14 protein-coding genes, 11 tRNA genes, 1 rRNA gene and 1 riboswitch are annotated in these 17785 nt (G+C 46.1%); of the genes, 8 read left to right on the top strand and 18 right to left on the bottom strand.

What is annotated here, in order from left to right; translation table 11 throughout:
• Positions 1-96: 96 nt before the first annotated feature.
• Positions 97-303 carry a hypothetical protein gene (locus EKM89_RS04400; protein ID WP_125686059.1) on the bottom strand — a complete coding sequence of 69 codons (207 nt, stop codon included), beginning with the start codon at positions 301-303 and terminating at the stop codon, positions 97-99.
• A gap of 148 nt (positions 304-451) precedes the next feature.
• Here EKM89_RS04400 and EKM89_RS04405 point away from each other — a divergent pair, with 148 nt between their 5' ends.
• From EKM89_RS04405 to pgmB, 3 genes are all read left to right on the top strand, one after another.
• Positions 452-1411, top strand: coding sequence for a 2-hydroxyacid dehydrogenase family protein (locus EKM89_RS04405; protein ID WP_125686061.1), 960 nt, complete (start codon positions 452-454; stop codon positions 1409-1411).
• A gap of 384 nt (positions 1412-1795) precedes the next feature.
• On the top strand, positions 1796-4510 hold the full coding sequence (locus EKM89_RS04410) for a glycoside hydrolase family 65 protein (protein ID WP_125686063.1): 2715 nt from the start codon (positions 1796-1798) through the stop codon (positions 4508-4510).
• Positions 4511-4522: 12 nt separating this feature from the next.
• Positions 4523-5194, top strand: a complete 672-nt coding sequence (pgmB, locus tag EKM89_RS04415; protein ID WP_125686065.1) for a beta-phosphoglucomutase — start codon at positions 4523-4525, stop codon at positions 5192-5194.
• Between the two features lie 81 nt (positions 5195-5275).
• On the opposite strand, the gene EKM89_RS04420 is transcribed toward pgmB, so the two are convergent.
• Positions 5276-5923, bottom strand: a complete 648-nt coding sequence (locus EKM89_RS04420) for a deoxynucleoside kinase (RefSeq protein ID WP_125686067.1) — start codon at positions 5921-5923, stop codon at positions 5276-5278.
• A gap of 190 nt (positions 5924-6113) precedes the next feature.
• Between EKM89_RS04420 and EKM89_RS04425 the strand changes: the two genes are divergently transcribed.
• Entirely contained in the window at positions 6114-6884 is a 771-nt protein-coding gene (locus tag EKM89_RS04425) for a Cof-type HAD-IIB family hydrolase (RefSeq protein ID WP_125686069.1), read from the top strand.
• Between the two features lie 98 nt (positions 6885-6982).
• Here the strand turns inward: EKM89_RS04425 and EKM89_RS04430 are convergent, their stop codons facing one another.
• From EKM89_RS04430 to metK, 3 genes are all read right to left on the bottom strand, one after another.
• The gene (locus EKM89_RS04430) at positions 6983-7306 is read right to left on the bottom strand and encodes a DUF960 domain-containing protein (RefSeq protein WP_125686071.1); all 324 of its coding nucleotides are present in this window, start codon (positions 7304-7306) and stop codon (positions 6983-6985) included.
• Positions 7307-7373: 67 nt separating this feature from the next.
• The gene (locus EKM89_RS04435) at positions 7374-8855 is read right to left on the bottom strand and encodes an MDR family MFS transporter (protein WP_125686073.1); all 1482 of its coding nucleotides are present in this window, start codon (positions 8853-8855) and stop codon (positions 7374-7376) included.
• Between the two features lie 198 nt (positions 8856-9053).
• Positions 9054-10241 (bottom strand): methionine adenosyltransferase, encoded by a 1188-nt coding sequence (gene metK, locus EKM89_RS04440; protein ID WP_125686075.1) that lies wholly within the window; start codon positions 10239-10241, stop codon positions 9054-9056.
• Positions 10239-10357, bottom strand: a riboswitch (SMK box riboswitch). It overlaps the preceding gene by 3 nt.
• Before the next feature lie 131 nt (positions 10358-10488).
• Between metK and EKM89_RS04445 the strand changes: the two genes are divergently transcribed.
• Together EKM89_RS04445 and EKM89_RS04450 are read left to right on the top strand one after the other, a co-directional pair.
• The gene (locus EKM89_RS04445; protein WP_125686077.1) at positions 10489-11193 is read left to right on the top strand and encodes a hypothetical protein; all 705 of its coding nucleotides are present in this window, start codon (positions 10489-10491) and stop codon (positions 11191-11193) included.
• A gap of 105 nt (positions 11194-11298) precedes the next feature.
• Positions 11299-11640: a hypothetical protein gene (locus EKM89_RS04450; protein ID WP_125686079.1), complete on the top strand. Its 342-nt coding sequence runs from the start codon at positions 11299-11301 to the stop codon at positions 11638-11640.
• An 83-nt stretch (positions 11641-11723) separates the two neighbouring features.
• On the opposite strand, the gene EKM89_RS04455 is transcribed toward EKM89_RS04450, so the two are convergent.
• Positions 11724-12323 carry a hypothetical protein gene (locus EKM89_RS04455; RefSeq protein WP_191988749.1) on the bottom strand — a complete coding sequence of 200 codons (600 nt, stop codon included), beginning with the start codon at positions 12321-12323 and terminating at the stop codon, positions 11724-11726.
• Positions 12324-12639: 316 nt separating this feature from the next.
• Here EKM89_RS04455 and EKM89_RS04460 point away from each other — a divergent pair, with 316 nt between their 5' ends.
• Complete coding sequence (locus EKM89_RS04460) at positions 12640-12960, top strand: heavy metal-binding domain-containing protein (protein ID WP_125686081.1); 321 nt, start codon at positions 12640-12642, stop codon at positions 12958-12960.
• A gap of 387 nt (positions 12961-13347) precedes the next feature.
• Positions 13348-13917 carry a matrixin family metalloprotease gene (locus tag EKM89_RS04465; RefSeq protein ID WP_125686083.1) on the top strand — a complete coding sequence of 190 codons (570 nt, stop codon included), beginning with the start codon at positions 13348-13350 and terminating at the stop codon, positions 13915-13917.
• A gap of 2564 nt (positions 13918-16481) precedes the next feature.
• On the opposite strand, the gene EKM89_RS04475 is transcribed toward EKM89_RS04465, so the two are convergent.
• The 12 genes from EKM89_RS04475 to rrf form a co-directional block, all read right to left on the bottom strand.
• Positions 16482-16566 (bottom strand) — tRNA-Leu (locus EKM89_RS04475).
• Between the two features lie 32 nt (positions 16567-16598).
• Positions 16599-16669, bottom strand: a tRNA-Cys gene (locus tag EKM89_RS04480).
• A 57-nt stretch (positions 16670-16726) separates the two neighbouring features.
• A tRNA-His gene (locus tag EKM89_RS04485) sits at positions 16727-16799 on the bottom strand.
• 14 nt (positions 16800-16813) lie between these two features.
• A tRNA-Trp gene (locus EKM89_RS04490) sits at positions 16814-16884 on the bottom strand.
• 5 nt (positions 16885-16889) lie between these two features.
• Positions 16890-16972: transfer RNA gene (locus tag EKM89_RS04495), tRNA-Tyr, on the bottom strand.
• A gap of 5 nt (positions 16973-16977) precedes the next feature.
• Positions 16978-17050: transfer RNA gene (locus EKM89_RS04500), tRNA-Phe, on the bottom strand.
• Between the two features lie 55 nt (positions 17051-17105).
• Positions 17106-17179 (bottom strand) — tRNA-Asp (locus EKM89_RS04505).
• Between the two features lie 20 nt (positions 17180-17199).
• Positions 17200-17272, bottom strand: a tRNA-Val gene (locus tag EKM89_RS04510).
• Positions 17273-17276: 4 nt separating this feature from the next.
• Positions 17277-17349: transfer RNA gene (locus EKM89_RS04515), tRNA-Glu, on the bottom strand.
• 13 nt (positions 17350-17362) lie between these two features.
• Positions 17363-17453, bottom strand: a tRNA-Ser gene (locus EKM89_RS04520).
• 8 nt (positions 17454-17461) lie between these two features.
• Positions 17462-17534, bottom strand: a tRNA-Asn gene (locus EKM89_RS04525).
• 6 nt (positions 17535-17540) lie between these two features.
• Positions 17541-17657, bottom strand: a 5S ribosomal RNA gene (gene rrf / locus EKM89_RS04530).
• Between the last annotated feature and the right edge of the window lie 128 nt (positions 17658-17785).

Genomic DNA, 17785 nt, shown 5'->3' on the forward strand with positions numbered 1-17785 from the left:
GTTCCAACTCATATCTGCCGGCCGGTAAAGCAATGGTTGGACAACGTTGCCAAATTTTTACCATTCAATTTTGAAACTAATTTTCACTTTTAATCTCTAATCATCGTCATCATCCGCAAAACCTGTCTTCGGCCACAGTAGCCAAAAAATCCCCAGGTTTAATCCCGTTGCAATAGCAAATCCCGCAAATCCGACCAGCCACTTCAACCACCCCGTCAGTGACAACGCTAACAGCAGCCATAGCGTTCCGCCAATCAGGATTCCCGTCATGATCGTCATCAAAATAAGTGCCACACTCTTCATCCGCCTCGCTCCTTCATCCCATCTCATTGTTCAAATCTTACCACGTTTACCGGGTAATTTCGAAGTTAATCTTCTCAAGTGGTGCTTTCACAATTGGAAACGGTTACAATGAAAGTGTAAATTGAATTCTACTGAAGGAGTGACATACATGACCAGTGTTTTAGTAACTGCCCCCATCCCCCAATCCGCCTTGGACATCTTAACGCAGGCGGGTCTCGACGTTGCAAGTTATTCCGGTGATGGTTTGATCACCAAAGAAGACCTGCTCCAACGAATTGTCGGTAAGGATTATCTCATTACACCATTATCTACCCAAGTCGACTGTGACGTCATCGATGCGGATCCAAATTTAAAATTAATTGCCAATTACGGTGCCGGCTTCAACAATATTGATGCCGATTATGCCCGTTCTAAAGGCATTCCAGTCACCAATACCCCAAAGGTTTCAACTACCTCGACCGCTGAAGTCACAACCGGCCTCATCATTACCCTCGCTCACCGGATGGTCGAAGGCGACCGTCTCATGCGGACCAAGGGCTTTGCTGGCTGGTCACCCCTCTTTTTCTTGGGTCATGAGCTTGCGGGTAAAACGTTAGGAATCGTTGGTATGGGCCAAATTGGACAGGCCGTTGCTAAGCGGATGGCCGCCTTTGACATGAAGGTCGTCTATACCCAACGACATCCCCTACCAGCTGCCACCGAAGCCAGTCTCAACGCCACGTATGCGACATTAGCTGAGGTCATTGAAAAGAGTGACGTGTTGACACTGCACTGTCCATTAAACGATCACACACATCATTTACTCGGCGCCGCCGAATTCGCTGCAATGAAGAACTCCGCTTATTTGATCAATGCTGCACGGGGACCCGTCATTGACGAGGCCGCCCTCCTAGACGCCTTGAAATCTGGCCAGTTAGCCGGTGCTGCACTTGACGTCTATGAAGCAGAACCCAACGTTGACGATGGATTCAAAGCCCTCGACAACGTTATTCTGACGCCACACGTTGGCAACGCGACCGTCGAAGCCAGAGATGCTATGGCTGCTATCGTGGCTAATAACGCCGTTGAGGTCGACCAAGGTGCTGACCCCCTGTACATCGTCAACTAGCATCCCTTAACCTAAAACTATTACGTTAAATCCCGGAACGACTTACTGTCCGGGATTTTTTATTTGTATCGTTCCAGCCCCTATTTAGTTGCCAAGATACAGGAGCTTTAAATTACCTAAAGGTTAGCTGATTAATTTTTCCTAACCGTTAATTTTCAGAAAAGCACGGAACACCCCAACCGTCCAGCTCCAGTTGTAAGCGTTTTCGTGCAACTAACGTTCAGTTAACAATTGCAACCGATTGCAATTGCGTCGTGTAGGCATTATGTGCTATCATGAGTTCAGCAATTTTAAAGGGAAATAATTGCTAATTGGTTGCTGCTCGCCTAAGATTGAAAGTGAAGGAATACGCTAATCACTAGCAGGAAGGAAGCAGATTCGAGTTTGAAAATCATTACACTTCACGTTTTAGACGATTCACTAGAGGTCAGTTATCATCCAAATGGCCAGCCGACCCAGAGGCAATTTATCATCGCTTATAATCCCGAGCAAACCATTGGAGAAAATCTGGAAAACTTGCGTTTAAAGCTAGCTGGCTTGGACGTCGACGCCGCCGTGGTCGATAATGCCCTGAGCTATCCGTTCTCAGATACCATCGTCGGGATCAATCACCAGCGCATTGATATTGGCTTAGCCATCGCCAACATGCTCAATATTCCTGTCGTTAGCCAGCAAGCCATTGCGGATCACGGCTTGGAACACGCGCTGGCTGTTAAGCGCGACTATCTGTCTTGGCACCTTGATTATTACGGCCAGTACCAAGGCAAACGGAATTACGGGCAAGAAGCCATGTTGACAGTTGGTAACGGTTTCTTTGGTCTCCGGGGTGCCTATACCGAAGCGCATGCCGATACCGACAACTATCCTGGCATGTATACTGCGGGTCTTTACGACCAACTGACAACAAATTTAAACGGTCGGCAAGTCACCAACGAAGATCTCATCAACTTACCCAACGCTCAGGCTCTTTCTTTTGGCGTCGATCATCAGAATCCGTTTCAGATCAAAGCTGCAGATATTCAAGATATTTATCGCAGCCTGGACCTGCACACCGGGACGTTGACCACGACCATGCTCGTCCAGCTTTCAACGGGTCACGCTCTCCGGATTCAAACCACGAAACTGGCTAACTTCAAGGATTGGCATCGCCTCGCTATTCGCTATCAAATCACCCCGCTCAACTTTTCGGGCAGTCTGCAGGTCTACTCGGCCATTGACGGCAGCGTCGTCAATGGCAACGTTGCGCGGTATAGTGCCTTTGATCAACGGCATATCCGGGTTACAGGAACCAGTCAACAACCCGACAGTATCTTTCTCGAAGGTCAGACGCGGTCCTCGGCCGTCAATTTTGTCATGGGGTCACACCTGACCGGGCCAGGAGAAGCGTTACAGACGCCGAATGCTAACCGGCCTAACGCCGAGCAACAGGTTCGTCAAATGCGGTCCGTTGACGTGCACCCCCGTCACACCTATACCTTTGAGAAAAATGTCGTACTCTTCACTGATCGCGAAACGACCGGCGACTTACTCCCAACTGCAACGCAAGAACTTAGTCAAGCTAGTTTTGAGGACACACTGACCAGCAGTACCACCTACTGGCAACACCGATGGACGGATGCCGATATTCAAATCACTGGTGACATGACCTCACAGAAACTGACGCGGGTCAACCTTTACCACCTGTTCACGGCAACGCAAGCCATCGCTTCTGGCAAGATCGACGCCTCGGTCAACGCTCGTGGGCTAGATGGTGAAGCTTACCGGGGCCACGTTTTCTGGGATGAAATGTTCGACCTACCAATTTACGCACTCCACGATCCGAAGCTAGCGAGATCCCTGCTAATGTACCGTTACCGTCGACTCCCTGCGGCTAAAAAGAATGCACAGAAAGCCGGCTACGCGGGGGCGATGTTTCCTTGGCAGTCCGGTGAAGTTGGCGACGAGCAATCACAAGTCGTCCACCTGAATCCCCTGACTAACACCTGGGATCCAGACTATTCCTCACTCCAACGTCACGTTTCATTAGCTATCGCCTACAACGTGATTATGTACTGCCGTATCACTGGCGACCAAGACTTCATGGCAAAGTATGGATTAGAAATGGTGCAAGAAATTTCTAAATTCTGGCTAAGTAAAGCCCAGCTCGATCCGAGCGATCACCGCTATTCGATTGCCAAGGTCATGGGCCCAGATGAATTTCACGAAAACTATCCCAATGCGGACACCACTGGTCTCACCAATAACGCCTATACCAACCTCATGGTCACGTGGGTCTTCAACGAATTGACCGATATTCGACAACACTTAGACGCCGCAACCCTTAAGCAGGTAGATCACAAGACCACGGTTACGGCCCAAACGCTGAAACAGTTCACCGACGTCAGTCATCACCTTAAACTCGACATCAATGATGAAACCATCCTCGGCCAGTTTGAAGGGTACTTCAAGTTACCACAACTTGATTTTCGTAAATATCGACAAAAGTACGGCGATATTTCCCGGATGGACCGCATCTTAAAAGCTGAAGGTAAGACTCCTGATGCCTATCAGGTGGCCAAGCAAGCCGATGCCCTGATGGCTTTCTACAATTTCGATGCACCAACGGTAATCGGTTTATTAAAACAACTGGGCTATCACTTTTCACAGGCAGCATTACTGAAAAATCTACAATTCTATCTCGACCGTACCACTCATGGATCGACCCTCTCACGCATCGTCTACGCCGCACTCACGGCTATGGCGGGAAATATGGACCAATCCTGGCAACTCTTTTCTCAAGCGCTCTTTTCCGATTATTATGACATTCAAGGTGGCACGACCGCTGAGGGGATTCACCTCGGCGTCATGGGCGCCGTTACCTTGATGTCTACCCGGTATTACGCCGGTGTTGACGCGTTAGCCCCTGAGCTGACCGTCACTCCCCACTTGCCACAAGCTTGGCAAGCCATTCGTTTCAATCAGCTGCTGCGCGGTACACGTTATACATTTGCCATCGACCATCACCAAGTCACGGTCACGGCCAATCACGCAGCAACCCTAAAAATTGGGCAACAACAGGTTTCATTAAAACCACACGTTCCATCCACCATTACCTATTAAGGAGTGTTTTACATGACAAAATTTGCTGATATTAAAGGATTCGTTTTTGACCTGGACGGCGTTATTACCGATACGTCCATTCTTCACGGAACGGCTTGGCACCAGTTGGCTGATTCCCTCGGTGTTGCTTGGAGCGAGGAACTTGGTAACGGCTTAAAGGGTATTAGCCGCATGGACTCTCTGGAAATGATCTTAAAAGCCGGTGGCAAGGAAAACGACTACACTGAAACCGAAAAGAAAAAATTAGCCGCCCAAAAGAACACGAATTATGTGGCCGAAGTCGACAAGATGACCCCTGCCAATATCTTACCTGGGATGAAAGACTTCTTAGACAGTTTGCGGGCCAATGGTTACCAGCTCTCGTTGGCATCTGCATCAAAGAACGCGCCACGAGTCTTAGGCAAGCTACAATTGGCAGACTACTTTCCTAAAATCGTTGATCCAGCTAGCCTGAAGAAGGGCAAACCAGATCCTGAAATCTACACCAAGGGTGCCGAACTCCTCAACCTCCCACCAGAACAATGTATTGGGGTCGAAGATGCTGCAGCTGGCGTCGCAGCTATCAATGCGGCTGGTGAAGTCTCTCTGGGAATCGGTGACGCCACTGAATTAGGTGCTGCTAACATGGTCTTTGCTGATACGATCCTGGTCACTTTAGCTAACATTGAAAAACAATTAGGTTAATTATTCGAAAAACATCTTTACCCTTACCCATTAAAAAATCTCCCGCGGTCATTTCTGACTGGGGAGATTTTTTATGATACTTTATACGGTGGCGTCACTACGTAAGTCTTTTAGTGCGTCATCGATTTGACCCAGAACGAGTTCCGTATTACCAGGAACGTCCAAGTCATACTTTTGTAAGTCAATCTTGATCTTAGGGCTAACATCGTAGTCGGCAAACCAGCCTTGGTAAGCCGTCCACATCTTCTTGTAGTAAGATTCCAATTCTGGATTGTCGTCAAACTGTTCGTAGTCACGACCACGTTTCTTGATTCGGTGCAGAATCGTGTCAAAATCAGCATCGGCGTAAACCAACAAATCAGGCGCTTTCTTTGGCAGTTCATCCAATTCATGCATCATGTTATCGAGGAGATTTAAGTAGACCTCGAGTTCCGTGTCGGTAATGTTACCTTCGGCGTTGTTTTCGCGGGTGAAGAGCGCATCTTCGTAGATGGAACGGTCAAGAACGTTGTTGTCGTCGGCCAGAGCGCGTTTAATCATACTAAACCGCTTGTTCAAAAAGTAAATCTGTAGTAAGAAGCCATATTGCTTCGGGTCCCGGTAGTAAAGTGGCAACACCGGGTTGTCGCCAACCGGTTCAAAAAATGCTTGCGTATCCAGGTGTGACGCAATCTTTCCAGTTAAAGTCGTTTTACCGACTCCGATCATTCCAGCTGTAATTATCACCATGATAGCCCCTCTTTTATTAAAAATACAAGATATAGTGTACCATAAAATAGCCGACTACTACATCTGACTGACAAAATTTCTCCAAATTTTCTGAACTTCTAGTGACCAACGTAACCTAATCGAATCCAAACGGAGATCAAGCAACTTGTTGTATAATGAAACTATAGGCATAAGAACTAGGAGGCATTCTATGTATCACGCAATCGTTTTTTTTGATTTGGACGGAACGCTATTTGACGATAATAAGAACGTTTTGCCAACAAGTGTTGCGGCTATTCATGAAATGCAACAACATCATATTCTACCAGTTATTGCGACTGGAAGAAACATATTTGAGATTCAATCTATCTTAGACACCACACATATTGGTGCGGTGGTTAGTGCTAATGGGAGTTATGTCCAGTATCAAGGCAAACGCCTGGCTGCAGCCAACATCCCTATTTCCACGCTAAAAGCTATCACAACATTTGCCAAGCAACAGGGTGATCCGGTTGGCTACTTTAACAATCAAGGTTTTCGGTTGAGTCAGGCCAATCAGGATACCCAGGATAATTTCAATTTGCTACGCCTATCCGCAGTAGTCGATCCCGACTGGTATCTAACCCACGACATTAATTTCCTTAATATTTTTAATCGGGACAAGGAAAAAATCTATCAGCGTGAATTTGCCGGTCAGCTGACCCTCGTCCGAAATAATCCCCGAGCACTAGACACGATGGTCATGGGCATCACCAAGCAGACTGGGATTCGAACGTTACTCAAAACAGCCGGATTACAAGATGCGAAAACCTATGCGTTTGGTGACGGCTTAAATGACCTGCAGATGTTCGATGAAGTTGACGTTCCAATTGCGATGAGCAATGGTGTGTTCCAAGCTAAGAATAAGGCTACCTATGTGACCACAAGCAATATGACCGATGGTATCGTCAATGGGTTACGGCATTTCGGTTTGATTCAATAAACTACCAACTGCGGCGCTTCTAGTACCCGTAGCGCGCCCAATTCAGCCATAAAAAAAGTAGTTCAGGACAATTCCCGAACTACTTTTTAGTTACACATTTAATGTTCAGCCGTTTCAGATGGTAGCAAAATAATTTGACTGTCCCCATCATCATATGCCAAGACGGTGTCCGGCAACTCCGGTGTGTATGCAAACTGTGTGTCAAATCCGGCACGCAGATCCATTTGCTGGTCATCTTCCTGCACGTACTCAAACGTCGTAGTCCCCTGATTTTCATGGAGCTTAAACGTTAACAAGTTATCTAACGGGAACAGGCCTTGGAGGTCGCGGTCAATAATCTGCCAGACAGCATCGATCATGTCACCTGGTAAGGCCGCAACGGTACCATAGCTTGCATACCGCGCATGATTATTCTCAAACATCTTCCTCGCCTCCACTTTTGGTTATTTAATGATAATTATAACGTAATTCTACGAAAAACGGGAGTAATTACCCCTGGTTCCCACTGATTTGCTGCGTATCCTTACGGTCCAAATAATTCACCAAGAATGAGATAACAATTAAAACTGCTCCGGCAATAAAGATCAGATGTAGCCCTTGATATAAGATGCCGTGTAGCTCTGGCAACAAGTGTGCTGGCAAACTCTTGGCAGTTTGTGGGTTGATCAACTTATTCATCATCCCCATCGTCGTTCCTGAATGGCTCGCAACTCCCTTGGCCATTTGAACGTTCATGATGATTCCCAAAATGGACACCATCATCGTCTGTCCCAGTGTTCTGGACAACGTGTTAAAGGAAGTCGCCACCCCAATCTCATCGGTCGCAACGTGGCTCTGAACGGTCACAGTCGTGGTCGTAATGGTAATCCCAAACCCGGTCCCACAAATGGCCGCAATGACGAAGAAAAACCAGAACGGCGTGGTTGCCGGAATTAGAGCCATCGTTACGGCACCAATGATGATCAAAGTCAACGCAATATTGATAATTTGATACGGTGATCGCCGAACCATCAAACGACCGGCAATAAAGGAGCCAATAATCCACATCAATGAGCTAGGTGTGATGGCAAAGCCGGCTTGAGAGGCCCGTAAGCCCAGCAGTCCCTGCGTCCAAGTGGGCAAGTAAACTTCAAAACCCATGATGAATCCACTGACCAATGCCGCAATCAAATTTTGAATGACAAATGTGCGATCACGGAATAGGGTCAACGGGATCAACGGATCAGCCGTTTGCCGTTCACGACGAAGAAATAGCCAGAAGGCGACGACCGTTACAACCAATCCGGCAACGACCCATAGAATGTTCAAGTCACCTTCACCCAGTAACTGGAAGGTCAGCATTAGCGCCAGTAAACCGACCGACAGCCACAGACAACCAGCCCAGTCCATCGTGAAAGCTTTCCGTTGCGTAGACTCATTTAGATTAAACCAAATAAGCGCCATGGTGATGATTCCAATGGGAATGTTAATGAAGAAAATCCAGTGCCAGCTCAATTGATCAACGATGAAGCCCCCCAACAAAGGTGCCACTACCGCAGCAATCCCCCAAGCTGAGCCGTTTAGGCCCATTACTCGAGCTCGTTTCTCGACCGGATAAATATCCGCTAAAATCGTAAAAGAGACTGGCATGATAGCCCCGGCGCCAATTCCTTGTAGGGCCCGCCAAGCAATCAGCGTTTCCATGCTATGCGACATGCCCGATAAGGTTGAGCCCAAGACGAAGATGAAGAGACCGACTAAGAAAACCAGCTTACGGCCTACTGTATCGGCCAATTTCCCATAGATTGGTGTGGCAAGGGCACTCGTTAGTAGAAAAATCGAGAAAACCCAGTTCATTAGAGCGACCCCGTGTAAGTCCCCAACGATGGTTGGCATGGCGGTAGAGACAATGGTCCCCTCAATGGCAGACATGAAGGTGGCAACGAAAACGGCTGCCGTGACGACCCCCACGTTAGTTTGTTTATTTGACATAATATCCTCCTGCCGTTGGGCCCCGCCACACAACGAATTTAAGTAGCCAATTGCTGCCACTTCCCAATTTCTGATAAAACAGTAATATCTCATATTATCAAGGGTTCCCTGCCAAAAGGCAAGAGCTTAGCTCGAAAAATAAAAAAAGTTGTGCCAGTCCCTGAGGGCCACCACAACTATTCTTTCACAAAAACGGCCTTACTTTACGGCTGCTTTCAACGCTTCAACCTTGTCTAAATGTTCCCAAGGTAAGTCAATATCGGTTCGGCCAAAATGACCGTATGCAGCGGTTTGCTTGTAAATTGGCCGCTTAAGATCTAACATTTTGATGATTCCTGCTGGACGCAAATCAAAGAGGTCACGCACAGCGGCGTTCAGCTTGCCCTCAGCAACCGTTCCGGTCCCAAAGGTGTTGATGTACACGGAGACGGGTTCTGCAACCCCAATGGCGTAAGCAATCTGCACCTCACACTTGGTTGCTAATTCGGCTGCTACGATATTCTTGGCAATGTACCGCGCAGCATAACTTGCTGAACGGTCCACCTTAGTCGCATCCTTACCCGAGAAAGCCCCACCACCATGATGGGCAGCTCCACCGTACGTATCAACAATAATCTTTCGACCCGTTAAGCCAGCATCCCCTTGGGGACCACCGATAACAAAACGGCCAGTTGGGTTAATGAAGTACTTGGTCTTGTCATCCAACAGGTTCGCTGGAATGACCGGTTTGATCACTTGTTCAATAACGTCTTGCCGAATTTGGTCTAGCGTCACATCTGGATCATGTTGGGTGCTCAGCACAACGGTGTCGACCCGAACTGGTCGTTCGTTGTCGTCATACTCCACCGTCACTTCAGCCTTGGCGTCTGGGCGCAAGTAGTCGATGACGTTGGTCTTCCGCAAAGTGGCGATTCGCCGCATCAAGGCATGACTCAACTCGATTGGCAGTGGCATCAACTCAGGTGTCTCATTAACAGCATAGCCGAACATCAACCCTTGATCGCCTGCTCCAATCTTATCCAGCGGATCTTCATCACCTTCACGCGTCTCTAAGGAGTCATCGACCCCTTGTGCAATGTCAGGTGACTGTTCGTCGATTGCAACGAGAACAGCACAATTGTCGCCATCAAACCCGTACTGACCATCTGTATAGCCGATTTCTTTAATGGTTTGACGCACCACTTTTTGAATGTCGACATAGGCCTTGGTTGAAATTTCTCCAAAGACCAGCACGAGACCAGTTGTAACAGAGGTCTCACAGGCGACCCGTGAATCTGGATCTTGTCGTAGCATCGCGTCTAAGATGGCATCACTAATTTGATCAGCAATCTTATCAGGATGTCCTTCAGAAACGGATTCCGAAGTAAATAAATGTCTTTCTTGCAATGGATATTCCCCCTAGATAGTGTTGACGACGAGTTGACCGATAATCTCGCGCCAGTCGGTTACAAGGCAGCTTCACTAGACTCGTGAATCCTATCGGGAATTGACTCATAACTTAAGAAGTCTAACACAATTCCGTAGAACTATAAAGAAAGCTTACCAGTATTTTTGAAAGAAACATTGACCAATCGCCAGATAATTATTAAGATTAAAGGCAACATACAATAAACAGTTGAAATGGAGCGATTCCATGACCACACTCATGGCCTTCTTTAAAAACCGTACGGTGCAACAACTTTTCGTATTCACCTTCTGCCAAAACATTCTCTGGTGGATCGCTGGTTCGACGGCATCTACCGGTACACCACTAGCTGGTGAAGTTAAATTCTATCTTATTATATACGGCATTTTTTTAGCTGCTGGATACTTTTTAATTCTCGTTCGTCATTTTCAATCACGAATCGGGCCAATTTTGGTCGTCGCCGCTGGTACAATGGGATTTTTAGCCGCGCCTCAAGAACATTTGATTCAAATCTTTGCGCTCCTGATCTGTGTTTTCTTAGTTCTCGCATGCATCCCTCAGTTAGGGTTGCAATCCGTTTACGGCCTAGTGGTCTTTAGCTTTCTGGCTGGCTGTGGAATCCCCGTTATTTTATTTTTCTTACGTAACCACTACCTCGCTTTACAATTTCTACTGCCGCTCATTCCATTGATGGCCAGTTACCTGACCTTCTTTGAGCCTTACTATCTGACTGGAGAACGTGATTGGCGTCTCACTTTAGTTACTCCCGCAGTTTTTATTCTTTCCCTATTAACGTTGTCCGTGTCTTGGAAATTAGTGGTGGTCGTCTTACTCGTTGCCGCCCACTGGTGGTTAGTACAACATCTGAACGATCACTATCGGTTGATCACGTCTGGTTTTCTTCAACTATTAGTTGGCTACTTGATTCTCTAAACCTGAAACAATCCTTTAAAGTTTCGCTAAGCTCCAGATGAAGTAGCGCCTCTACCCTAGTTTCCGTGCTAAAATGAGGCATCATCTAATAATGGAGGAACCAACATGACGGAAATTAAAGTGATTGGTGACATCTTGAGCGGGAAATATCAACCCGCGTTGACTGGAAACCCTGTCGTCGACGCCGCCCTAATTAATCACTTTTGTCAAAACTTAGCAGTTGCCCTCAAGCTCCCGGCAGTAACGGTGCAAGCCGAACATCACTGGGACTTAACCGTCGATTCTAAAAATATTTACGTGGTAGACGCACAAATTCTGCGTTTACGCCAACACCTAAGCAGTAATGGTAACGTTATTGCTGTTAGCCATACCGATATTCTGCGGGGCAACGTGCAGCCGACAACTCATCAGCTGATTCCCCTGCTTACTCAGTCTCTCACGAAATAAACGGTCCAATCATTATGTGGTTGGACTTTTTCTATTTAAAAAAAATATCCCAGATTGTCGGTGGGATATCTCTAGTAATTATCTTATGTGAAGTCTTCAATCTTTAAAATGTAGCCCTTTAACCAGAGTGTGTGTTCCTTTAACTGGTGCTGTAAGAGCATGAGACCGTCCACCCAAGGAACTTGCTTCCCGGCGACGTAGAACTGGCTCTTGGTCCCGAAGAGATGCTCGTGTTCGATTTCAAATGAGCGGCGAATTTTAAACCCAAGTTTGCCATAGGTTATCGTCTCCACTGCCGTTCCCATTTTGACCGTACACAATCCAGCTTGACTTAGCTCTGATTGCGAATAATTGTATTTACTATGAAATTGACGATCCCAGATTTCGAGTTGGTAAGTGGTATCGAATGAGAGTTGAAGAAAGTTCCCCACACTATCAAAAAAGTTACGGCGAAAGTGTGCTAAATCACTGATATCTCGGTAAAATAGGCGTTTCTGTTGATAGTGATCTAATGGAACGTTCAAGTTATCCTCAAGGGCTGCCGCGGCCAAACTATACGCAGTCCTGGAAAATAAATAGTGGTTGATCAGTTCTTTCTGTTTCTCGTCGAATGGCTGTAGCTCCGGGCGGAAATCGGACGCTTGTTCGTCGTGTGCTTCTTGACTCATTTCTTCTTCGGACATATCAGGTGTCCCCTCTCTATCGAAAGCTCTGTGAGCAAGCGTCCGTATGACTAACCATAACATACGGTAAATTAAATTGATACTGCTAATTATTTTATTTTAATTTAATTAATACCATTTCACTTATTTATTTTTTTATATTATGCAGATACTCTGGTCATTACCTGTATACTTAGCCACAATTCTACTAATTATACAGATAGTCTGTGAGTCACGTGGCAAATTTAGCCAGAACTCCACAGAAAAAAACTTTCCAACCTTGTGCTACCTGCTCAGCAACGGTATATTGGGAGTAATCAATGGAGGAGGATTTTACATGACAACCATTTTAGTAACCACCACCGAACACATTCCTGGTCAAGATTACGAAGTACTCGGTGAGGTTTTCGGATTAACCACGCAATCCAAGAACGTTTTGCGGAATATCGGGGCTTCATTAAAGAACGTCGTCGGGGGGGAGATCCGCGATTACACCAAGATGCTCGACGAGGCACGTCGTATTGCCGTTGACCGTTTACGGCAAAATGCGGCAGATATGGGTGCAGATGCCGTCGTCATGATGCGTTTTGATTCTGGATCGATTGGAACAGATATGCAGTCTGTTGCTGCATATGGAACCGCTGTCAAATATAAGTAAATTAATGATAAATACACACCTGTTGCACTCTAATGTTCGTAACACGTCTGTTATCTAAATAGACTAATTTTAGGATCACCCTGATTATTTTCAACACCATCATAATCAGAGTGATCTTTTTTTTGCGCAAATTTCGTGGAATTTGCACCGTTTTACGGAGTTAACAGTATGGCCACAATTGCCAATGTGTAACGGTTTCTAAGGCCTATCAACTATAAGGGGCTATTTTATATCCACATTAACAATTTTGTCCCCCAGAAACTGTCCATACTAGTAGATGTGACCAACCAACCAATTAGTAACTCGCTTTATACTAACCATAGTCAATAAGATAGCGAACAACTTAAATGTTGATCATTCGGAATTTAAGAAAGCAGGTATTTCAAAATGTTAGCAAAAATTACAAAATGGGCAGTCTTAATCATCGCCACTACGGCTATCGTCCTAGCAAGTTTCAGTACTACGATCCTAGCATCCGCTAGTAACCCAACACCTTCATGGGGGAGTTGGAAAGACACGACTATCACTTACCAAACCAACACTTCTTCTTCCTATTACAAGAGTGTTTGGAAAAACGCCGTTAATCGGTGGAACAAGGTTGGGGTTGTCCAGTTGAAGGCTGCTAAGAGTGGCGAAAAGGCCGATATCACGTTAACCTCTTCCGATACTCTCAGTACCAAGAGTGGTCAACTTGCTGGTTACACCAACTACTCCTACTTAAAGAAGGGCGACGACAATAATCAAATTGTTTCTGCCAAGTCTACTTTAAACCGGAGCCTCTTAAACAAGTACAACTACACCAAGAGCCAACGAACCAACGTTGCTACTCATGAAATTGGTCACGCTTTAGGCTTAAGTCATTCTGCTGATGAATCTAGCGTTATGTATGCATCCGACCGGTACGCGTCTATCGACCATCAAGACAAGGTCGGTTTACAAGATGCTTATCAAAATTAAAAAATTTGCTAACGACTACCTGCAAAACCCTGGCTTGCCCGGCTGGGGTTTTTAATTTGTCCTTTTTCTAATGACCCCTGAGGTCGTGTGGGGTCAACCCCCATCTCCGGGACACGACTACTGTTTATGCTTAACTCAGCCTACAAAAACTTGGGTAACCACATTACAAAAATATCGTATTCCCGGTCAGTATCCAAATACGGTCACTTCCTCATCTTGATACGATCAAGTAGCCACTAACCGGAAATATCGACTAGCCGCCCACAAGCCCCTGCACGTCATTTAGGTCAGCTGAGCCCCCTGCTTAACGCTACCCCGGTGTTAATTACGGAAAATAATAGTCACCCGAGACGAATCGAAAAGCTGTCGTTCCTAACACTGTCCATTGTCTTCTAAGCAACTATGGTGTTTCACCGCATAACTCTCTAGTTTTTCAATTCATCGCCCTCATACTACCGCATATCCTTCTTGAGCCCTGCATACTACGAACAAGTCCAATAATGGTCGGACGACAGCTTAATTTCGAAATGACTTGTGCTTGCGTTATCTTGATTACCCCCCTACTCGTCAATTGTTCTCGAATAACTTAGACTAACTGTCTCGAAACACAGAGTAGTCTAACATGCCTTTTAGGAACACCCACTCATAGTGGTACCGTTGGCGGCTTAGCAATAGCTATCTGTTTAACTGCATTGAAATATAGATTAATAAAAGATGGCGTCCTCGTTTTTTTGAGGACGCCATCTTCTTTGCCTCTAGCCATTTCTACATTTAACTCGTCACGATTAATCGGCGACTGTGTAAAATTTCATGGTAAATAGGCTGCTGTTCTGATTAGTGTTAGTCAACGGATCATAAATAAAGAGGTCAAACGAAACTTGATGACCAATAAGCAGTTTGTTAACGGTAAGAAAAAACGCTATCAAATTTACGTGACCGAACTTGCTGAACAGCGGTGTCACAAGAACCGTAAGACTTGTCACTATCCTTGTAAATCCTTCTTGGCACATTTTAAAGCCAATAGCTGGGCTCCCGACGCCGTTCGACGCCACTGATGACTATAAAGAAGTTAGCCACTTTCGACTCAATGATACTCAAACGCTGTATGAATAGCCACTAGAGGTCTGTGTTTTGAATCTCACTGAGAAGATGAGCCACTAACTACCTAAGTACGTCGTTCATAAAAACAGTCGACAACTGAGACTAAGCATTGCGGAACGACCGCCTGAAGTGGCGACTCGTAAACAGTTTGGACACTTTGAGGTCGATTGGTTGGTAAACATGACGGTCACAAACGTGTGATTACGGCCTTGATTGAACGTCAAACCCGATTCCAGCTCATCCGTTTGATTGATCGCCGCTGATTCAGTGGCCTATGTCGTGCAAACCATCATCGTCCTGTACGGAACCATTATCAGGTCGGTCATTGCGAACAGCGGTCCAGAGTTTGTGACCCGTGCTCAAATAATAATCTTAGACATGGTTCGCCGCGATTTTCCTAAAGGCGTGTTGCTTGATACTATTAGCCCAGTTAATGTCGCTGAACAACATGCCTCCGTTCAATCTCCAGACACCCGTTAAGCGTTTTTACTACCGCCTGCGGTCAAGCTTAGAACACTGACTTACACCTACCTCCAACTCCTGAGAGATCCTTAGTACTAGATTTGGTCCTAGTGATTAAATTGTTCTTGCGTTTTGTGAAGAACAAGCGAAAGAAAAAGGCCGCTGACAAAAAATATCAAATTTCAGCTAGCTAAACAGGCGACATACTTGGCAGTAGCGCTTGACGTAGGTTGCTTAGTTCAAATCATCAGCGAGCTAATCAAGAAACTGGTAAAATAAAGTAACGGGAGTGACTCCCTTGCTTTTCTATGCTCATAATAACACGAGGTGGACACTATGGAAAAGAAAAATAACGATTGTACTGAACTAGCTGAATACATGCGCTACCTCACTATCGCTATCGGCGTCGGAGTTGTTTTGACGCTTGTCAACGCTGTAATTCGGCTTATATAACTCGAAGGAATGTATATGCCTGACCAGACATATACCCAAGGCTAAAACTACAACCAACAAAAAATAGGACACTGACAATGCTGATTGCAAACGCTACCTAAATGCAAAATCAGCTGCTTGGGGATTTATTCGTAGCCAGGCCGATGCTATAAGCGAATTACGTGAGCTACTGATCAAACGTGAAAAGCAATTAAATGAGTAGCTAATAAAATCACATTGCTAATCACAGAACGGCTTTAGTTTTTGTCACCATAGTTCGACCAGTACTTGTACCGCAACTCTTCACGTAACTTGGCATCGGCTAGTGTATCACGCTATTCGGTGTACTGATGCCGCTTATACATGAATGTAACTCGATAATATTTTCCCCTGCTCCAAGCGGCTGTATTTAACTGAGTCTTTCCTTGTGAATCCTGAGTAAAATTCCATGGTAAATAAGCTATCAGTTCCGATTTGATTAGTCATTGCGTGCTTACGCTTACTAGCCACACACCATAAAACAAAAAAGCCACCACCTGATGTGATGACTACCGAGATGAAACTTCTTATACCGGAGGTGGGGTTCGAACCCACACGACCTCAACGGTCACTGGATTTTGAGTCCAGCGCGTCTGCCAGTTCCGCCACTCCGGCAAAAAAATATTGATTGGATACACCCAAGTCAAAGGTGGTAATCGGATTCGAACCGACGATGAAGGTTTTGCAGACCTCTGCCTTACCACTTGGCTATACCACCATAATCGCCTATCCAATCTGACTGGATCAGCTGAAATAAATCAAGTGCCCAATCTAGGGCGGTATGTGGGAATCGAACCCACGCGTGCCGGAACCACAATCCGGTGTGTTAACCACTTCACCAATACCGCCATCACATTACAAACAGGGATAGTAGGAATTGAACCCACACCGACGGTTTTGGAGACCGTAGTTCTACCTTTAAACTATATCCCTATGAATGGTGGGGAGTGGATTCGAACCACCGAACCCGAAGGAGCGGATTTACAGTCCGCCGCGTTTAGCCAGACTTCGCTACCCCACCATAAATGGCGCGGGACGGAATCGAACCGCCGACACATGGAGCTTCAATCCATTGCTCTACCGACTGAGCTACCGAGCCATATACCATTCATGTAATATGTTTGTTGTGTATTAAATTGTTAATAACATAACAACGGTCCGTACGAGACTCGAACTCGTGATCTCCTCCGTGACAGGGAGGCGTCCTAACCAACTAGACCAACGGACCATAATAATGTTATGTTACGATGGAGGATACAGGGCTCGAACCTGTGACCCTCTGCTTGTAAGGCAGACGCTCTCCCAACTGAGCTAATCCTCCAAAATGACCCGTACGGGATTCGAACCCATGTTACCGCCGTGAAAGGGCGGTGTCTTAAACCACTTGACCAACGGGTCATACTTATGAAAACGGAGAGTGAGGGATTCGAACCCTCGAAACAGGTTAGTACCCGTTTACAGCATTTCCAATGCTGCTCCTTCAGCCACTCGGACAACTCTCCATCTAAAGCTCCGGCAGGCGGGCTCGAACCGTCGACAACCTGATTAACAGTCAGGTGCTCTACCAACTGAGCTATGCCGGAATAATCGCGTGGCAACGTCCTATCCTCGCAGGGGGCGATCCCCCAACTACTATCGGCGTGCTAAAGCTTAACTTCCGTGTTCGACATGGGAACGGGTGTATCCTTTAGGCTATCGCCACCACACTATAAGAGAACTTCTTCCCTCAAAACTAGATATTATTCAATTATTTTCTCTTTGAGAACACCACGTTTTACAACTTGGTTAAGTCCTCGACCGATTAGTACTGGTCCGCTCCACGCCTCACGGCGCT

This window comes from Levilactobacillus fujinensis (genome assembly GCF_003946335.1).
GTDB classification, from domain to species: Bacteria; Bacillota; Bacilli; order Lactobacillales; family Lactobacillaceae; genus Levilactobacillus; species Levilactobacillus fujinensis.

Bases quoted from the DNA above. Each gene is read 5' to 3' on its own strand.
- EKM89_RS04400 (WP_125686059.1), bottom strand. From the start codon at position 303: ATGAAGAGTGTGGCACTTATTTTGATGACGATCATGACGGGAATCCTG.
- EKM89_RS04405 (WP_125686061.1), top strand. From the start codon at position 452: ATGACCAGTGTTTTAGTAACTGCCCCCATCCCCCAATCCGCCTTGGAC.
- EKM89_RS04455 (WP_191988749.1), bottom strand. From the start codon at position 12,323: ATGTCCGAAGAAGAAATGAGTCAAGAAGCACACGACGAACAAGCGTCC.
- EKM89_RS04430 (WP_125686071.1), bottom strand. From the start codon at position 7,306: ATGTTTGAGAATAATCATGCGCGGTATGCAAGCTATGGTACCGTTGCG.
- EKM89_RS04450 (WP_125686079.1), top strand. From the start codon at position 11,299: ATGACGGAAATTAAAGTGATTGGTGACATCTTGAGCGGGAAATATCAA.
- EKM89_RS04420 (WP_125686067.1), bottom strand. From the start codon at position 5,923: ATGGTGATAATTACAGCTGGAATGATCGGAGTCGGTAAAACGACTTTA.
- pgmB (WP_125686065.1), top strand. From the start codon at position 4,523: ATGACAAAATTTGCTGATATTAAAGGATTCGTTTTTGACCTGGACGGC.
- EKM89_RS04435 (WP_125686073.1), bottom strand. From the start codon at position 8,855: ATGTCAAATAAACAAACTAACGTGGGGGTCGTCACGGCAGCCGTTTTC.
- EKM89_RS04460 (WP_125686081.1), top strand. From the start codon at position 12,640: ATGACAACCATTTTAGTAACCACCACCGAACACATTCCTGGTCAAGAT.
- EKM89_RS04445 (WP_125686077.1), top strand. From the start codon at position 10,489: ATGACCACACTCATGGCCTTCTTTAAAAACCGTACGGTGCAACAACTT.
- EKM89_RS04425 (WP_125686069.1), top strand. From the start codon at position 6,114: ATGTATCACGCAATCGTTTTTTTTGATTTGGACGGAACGCTATTTGAC.
- EKM89_RS04465 (WP_125686083.1), top strand. From the start codon at position 13,348: ATGTTAGCAAAAATTACAAAATGGGCAGTCTTAATCATCGCCACTACG.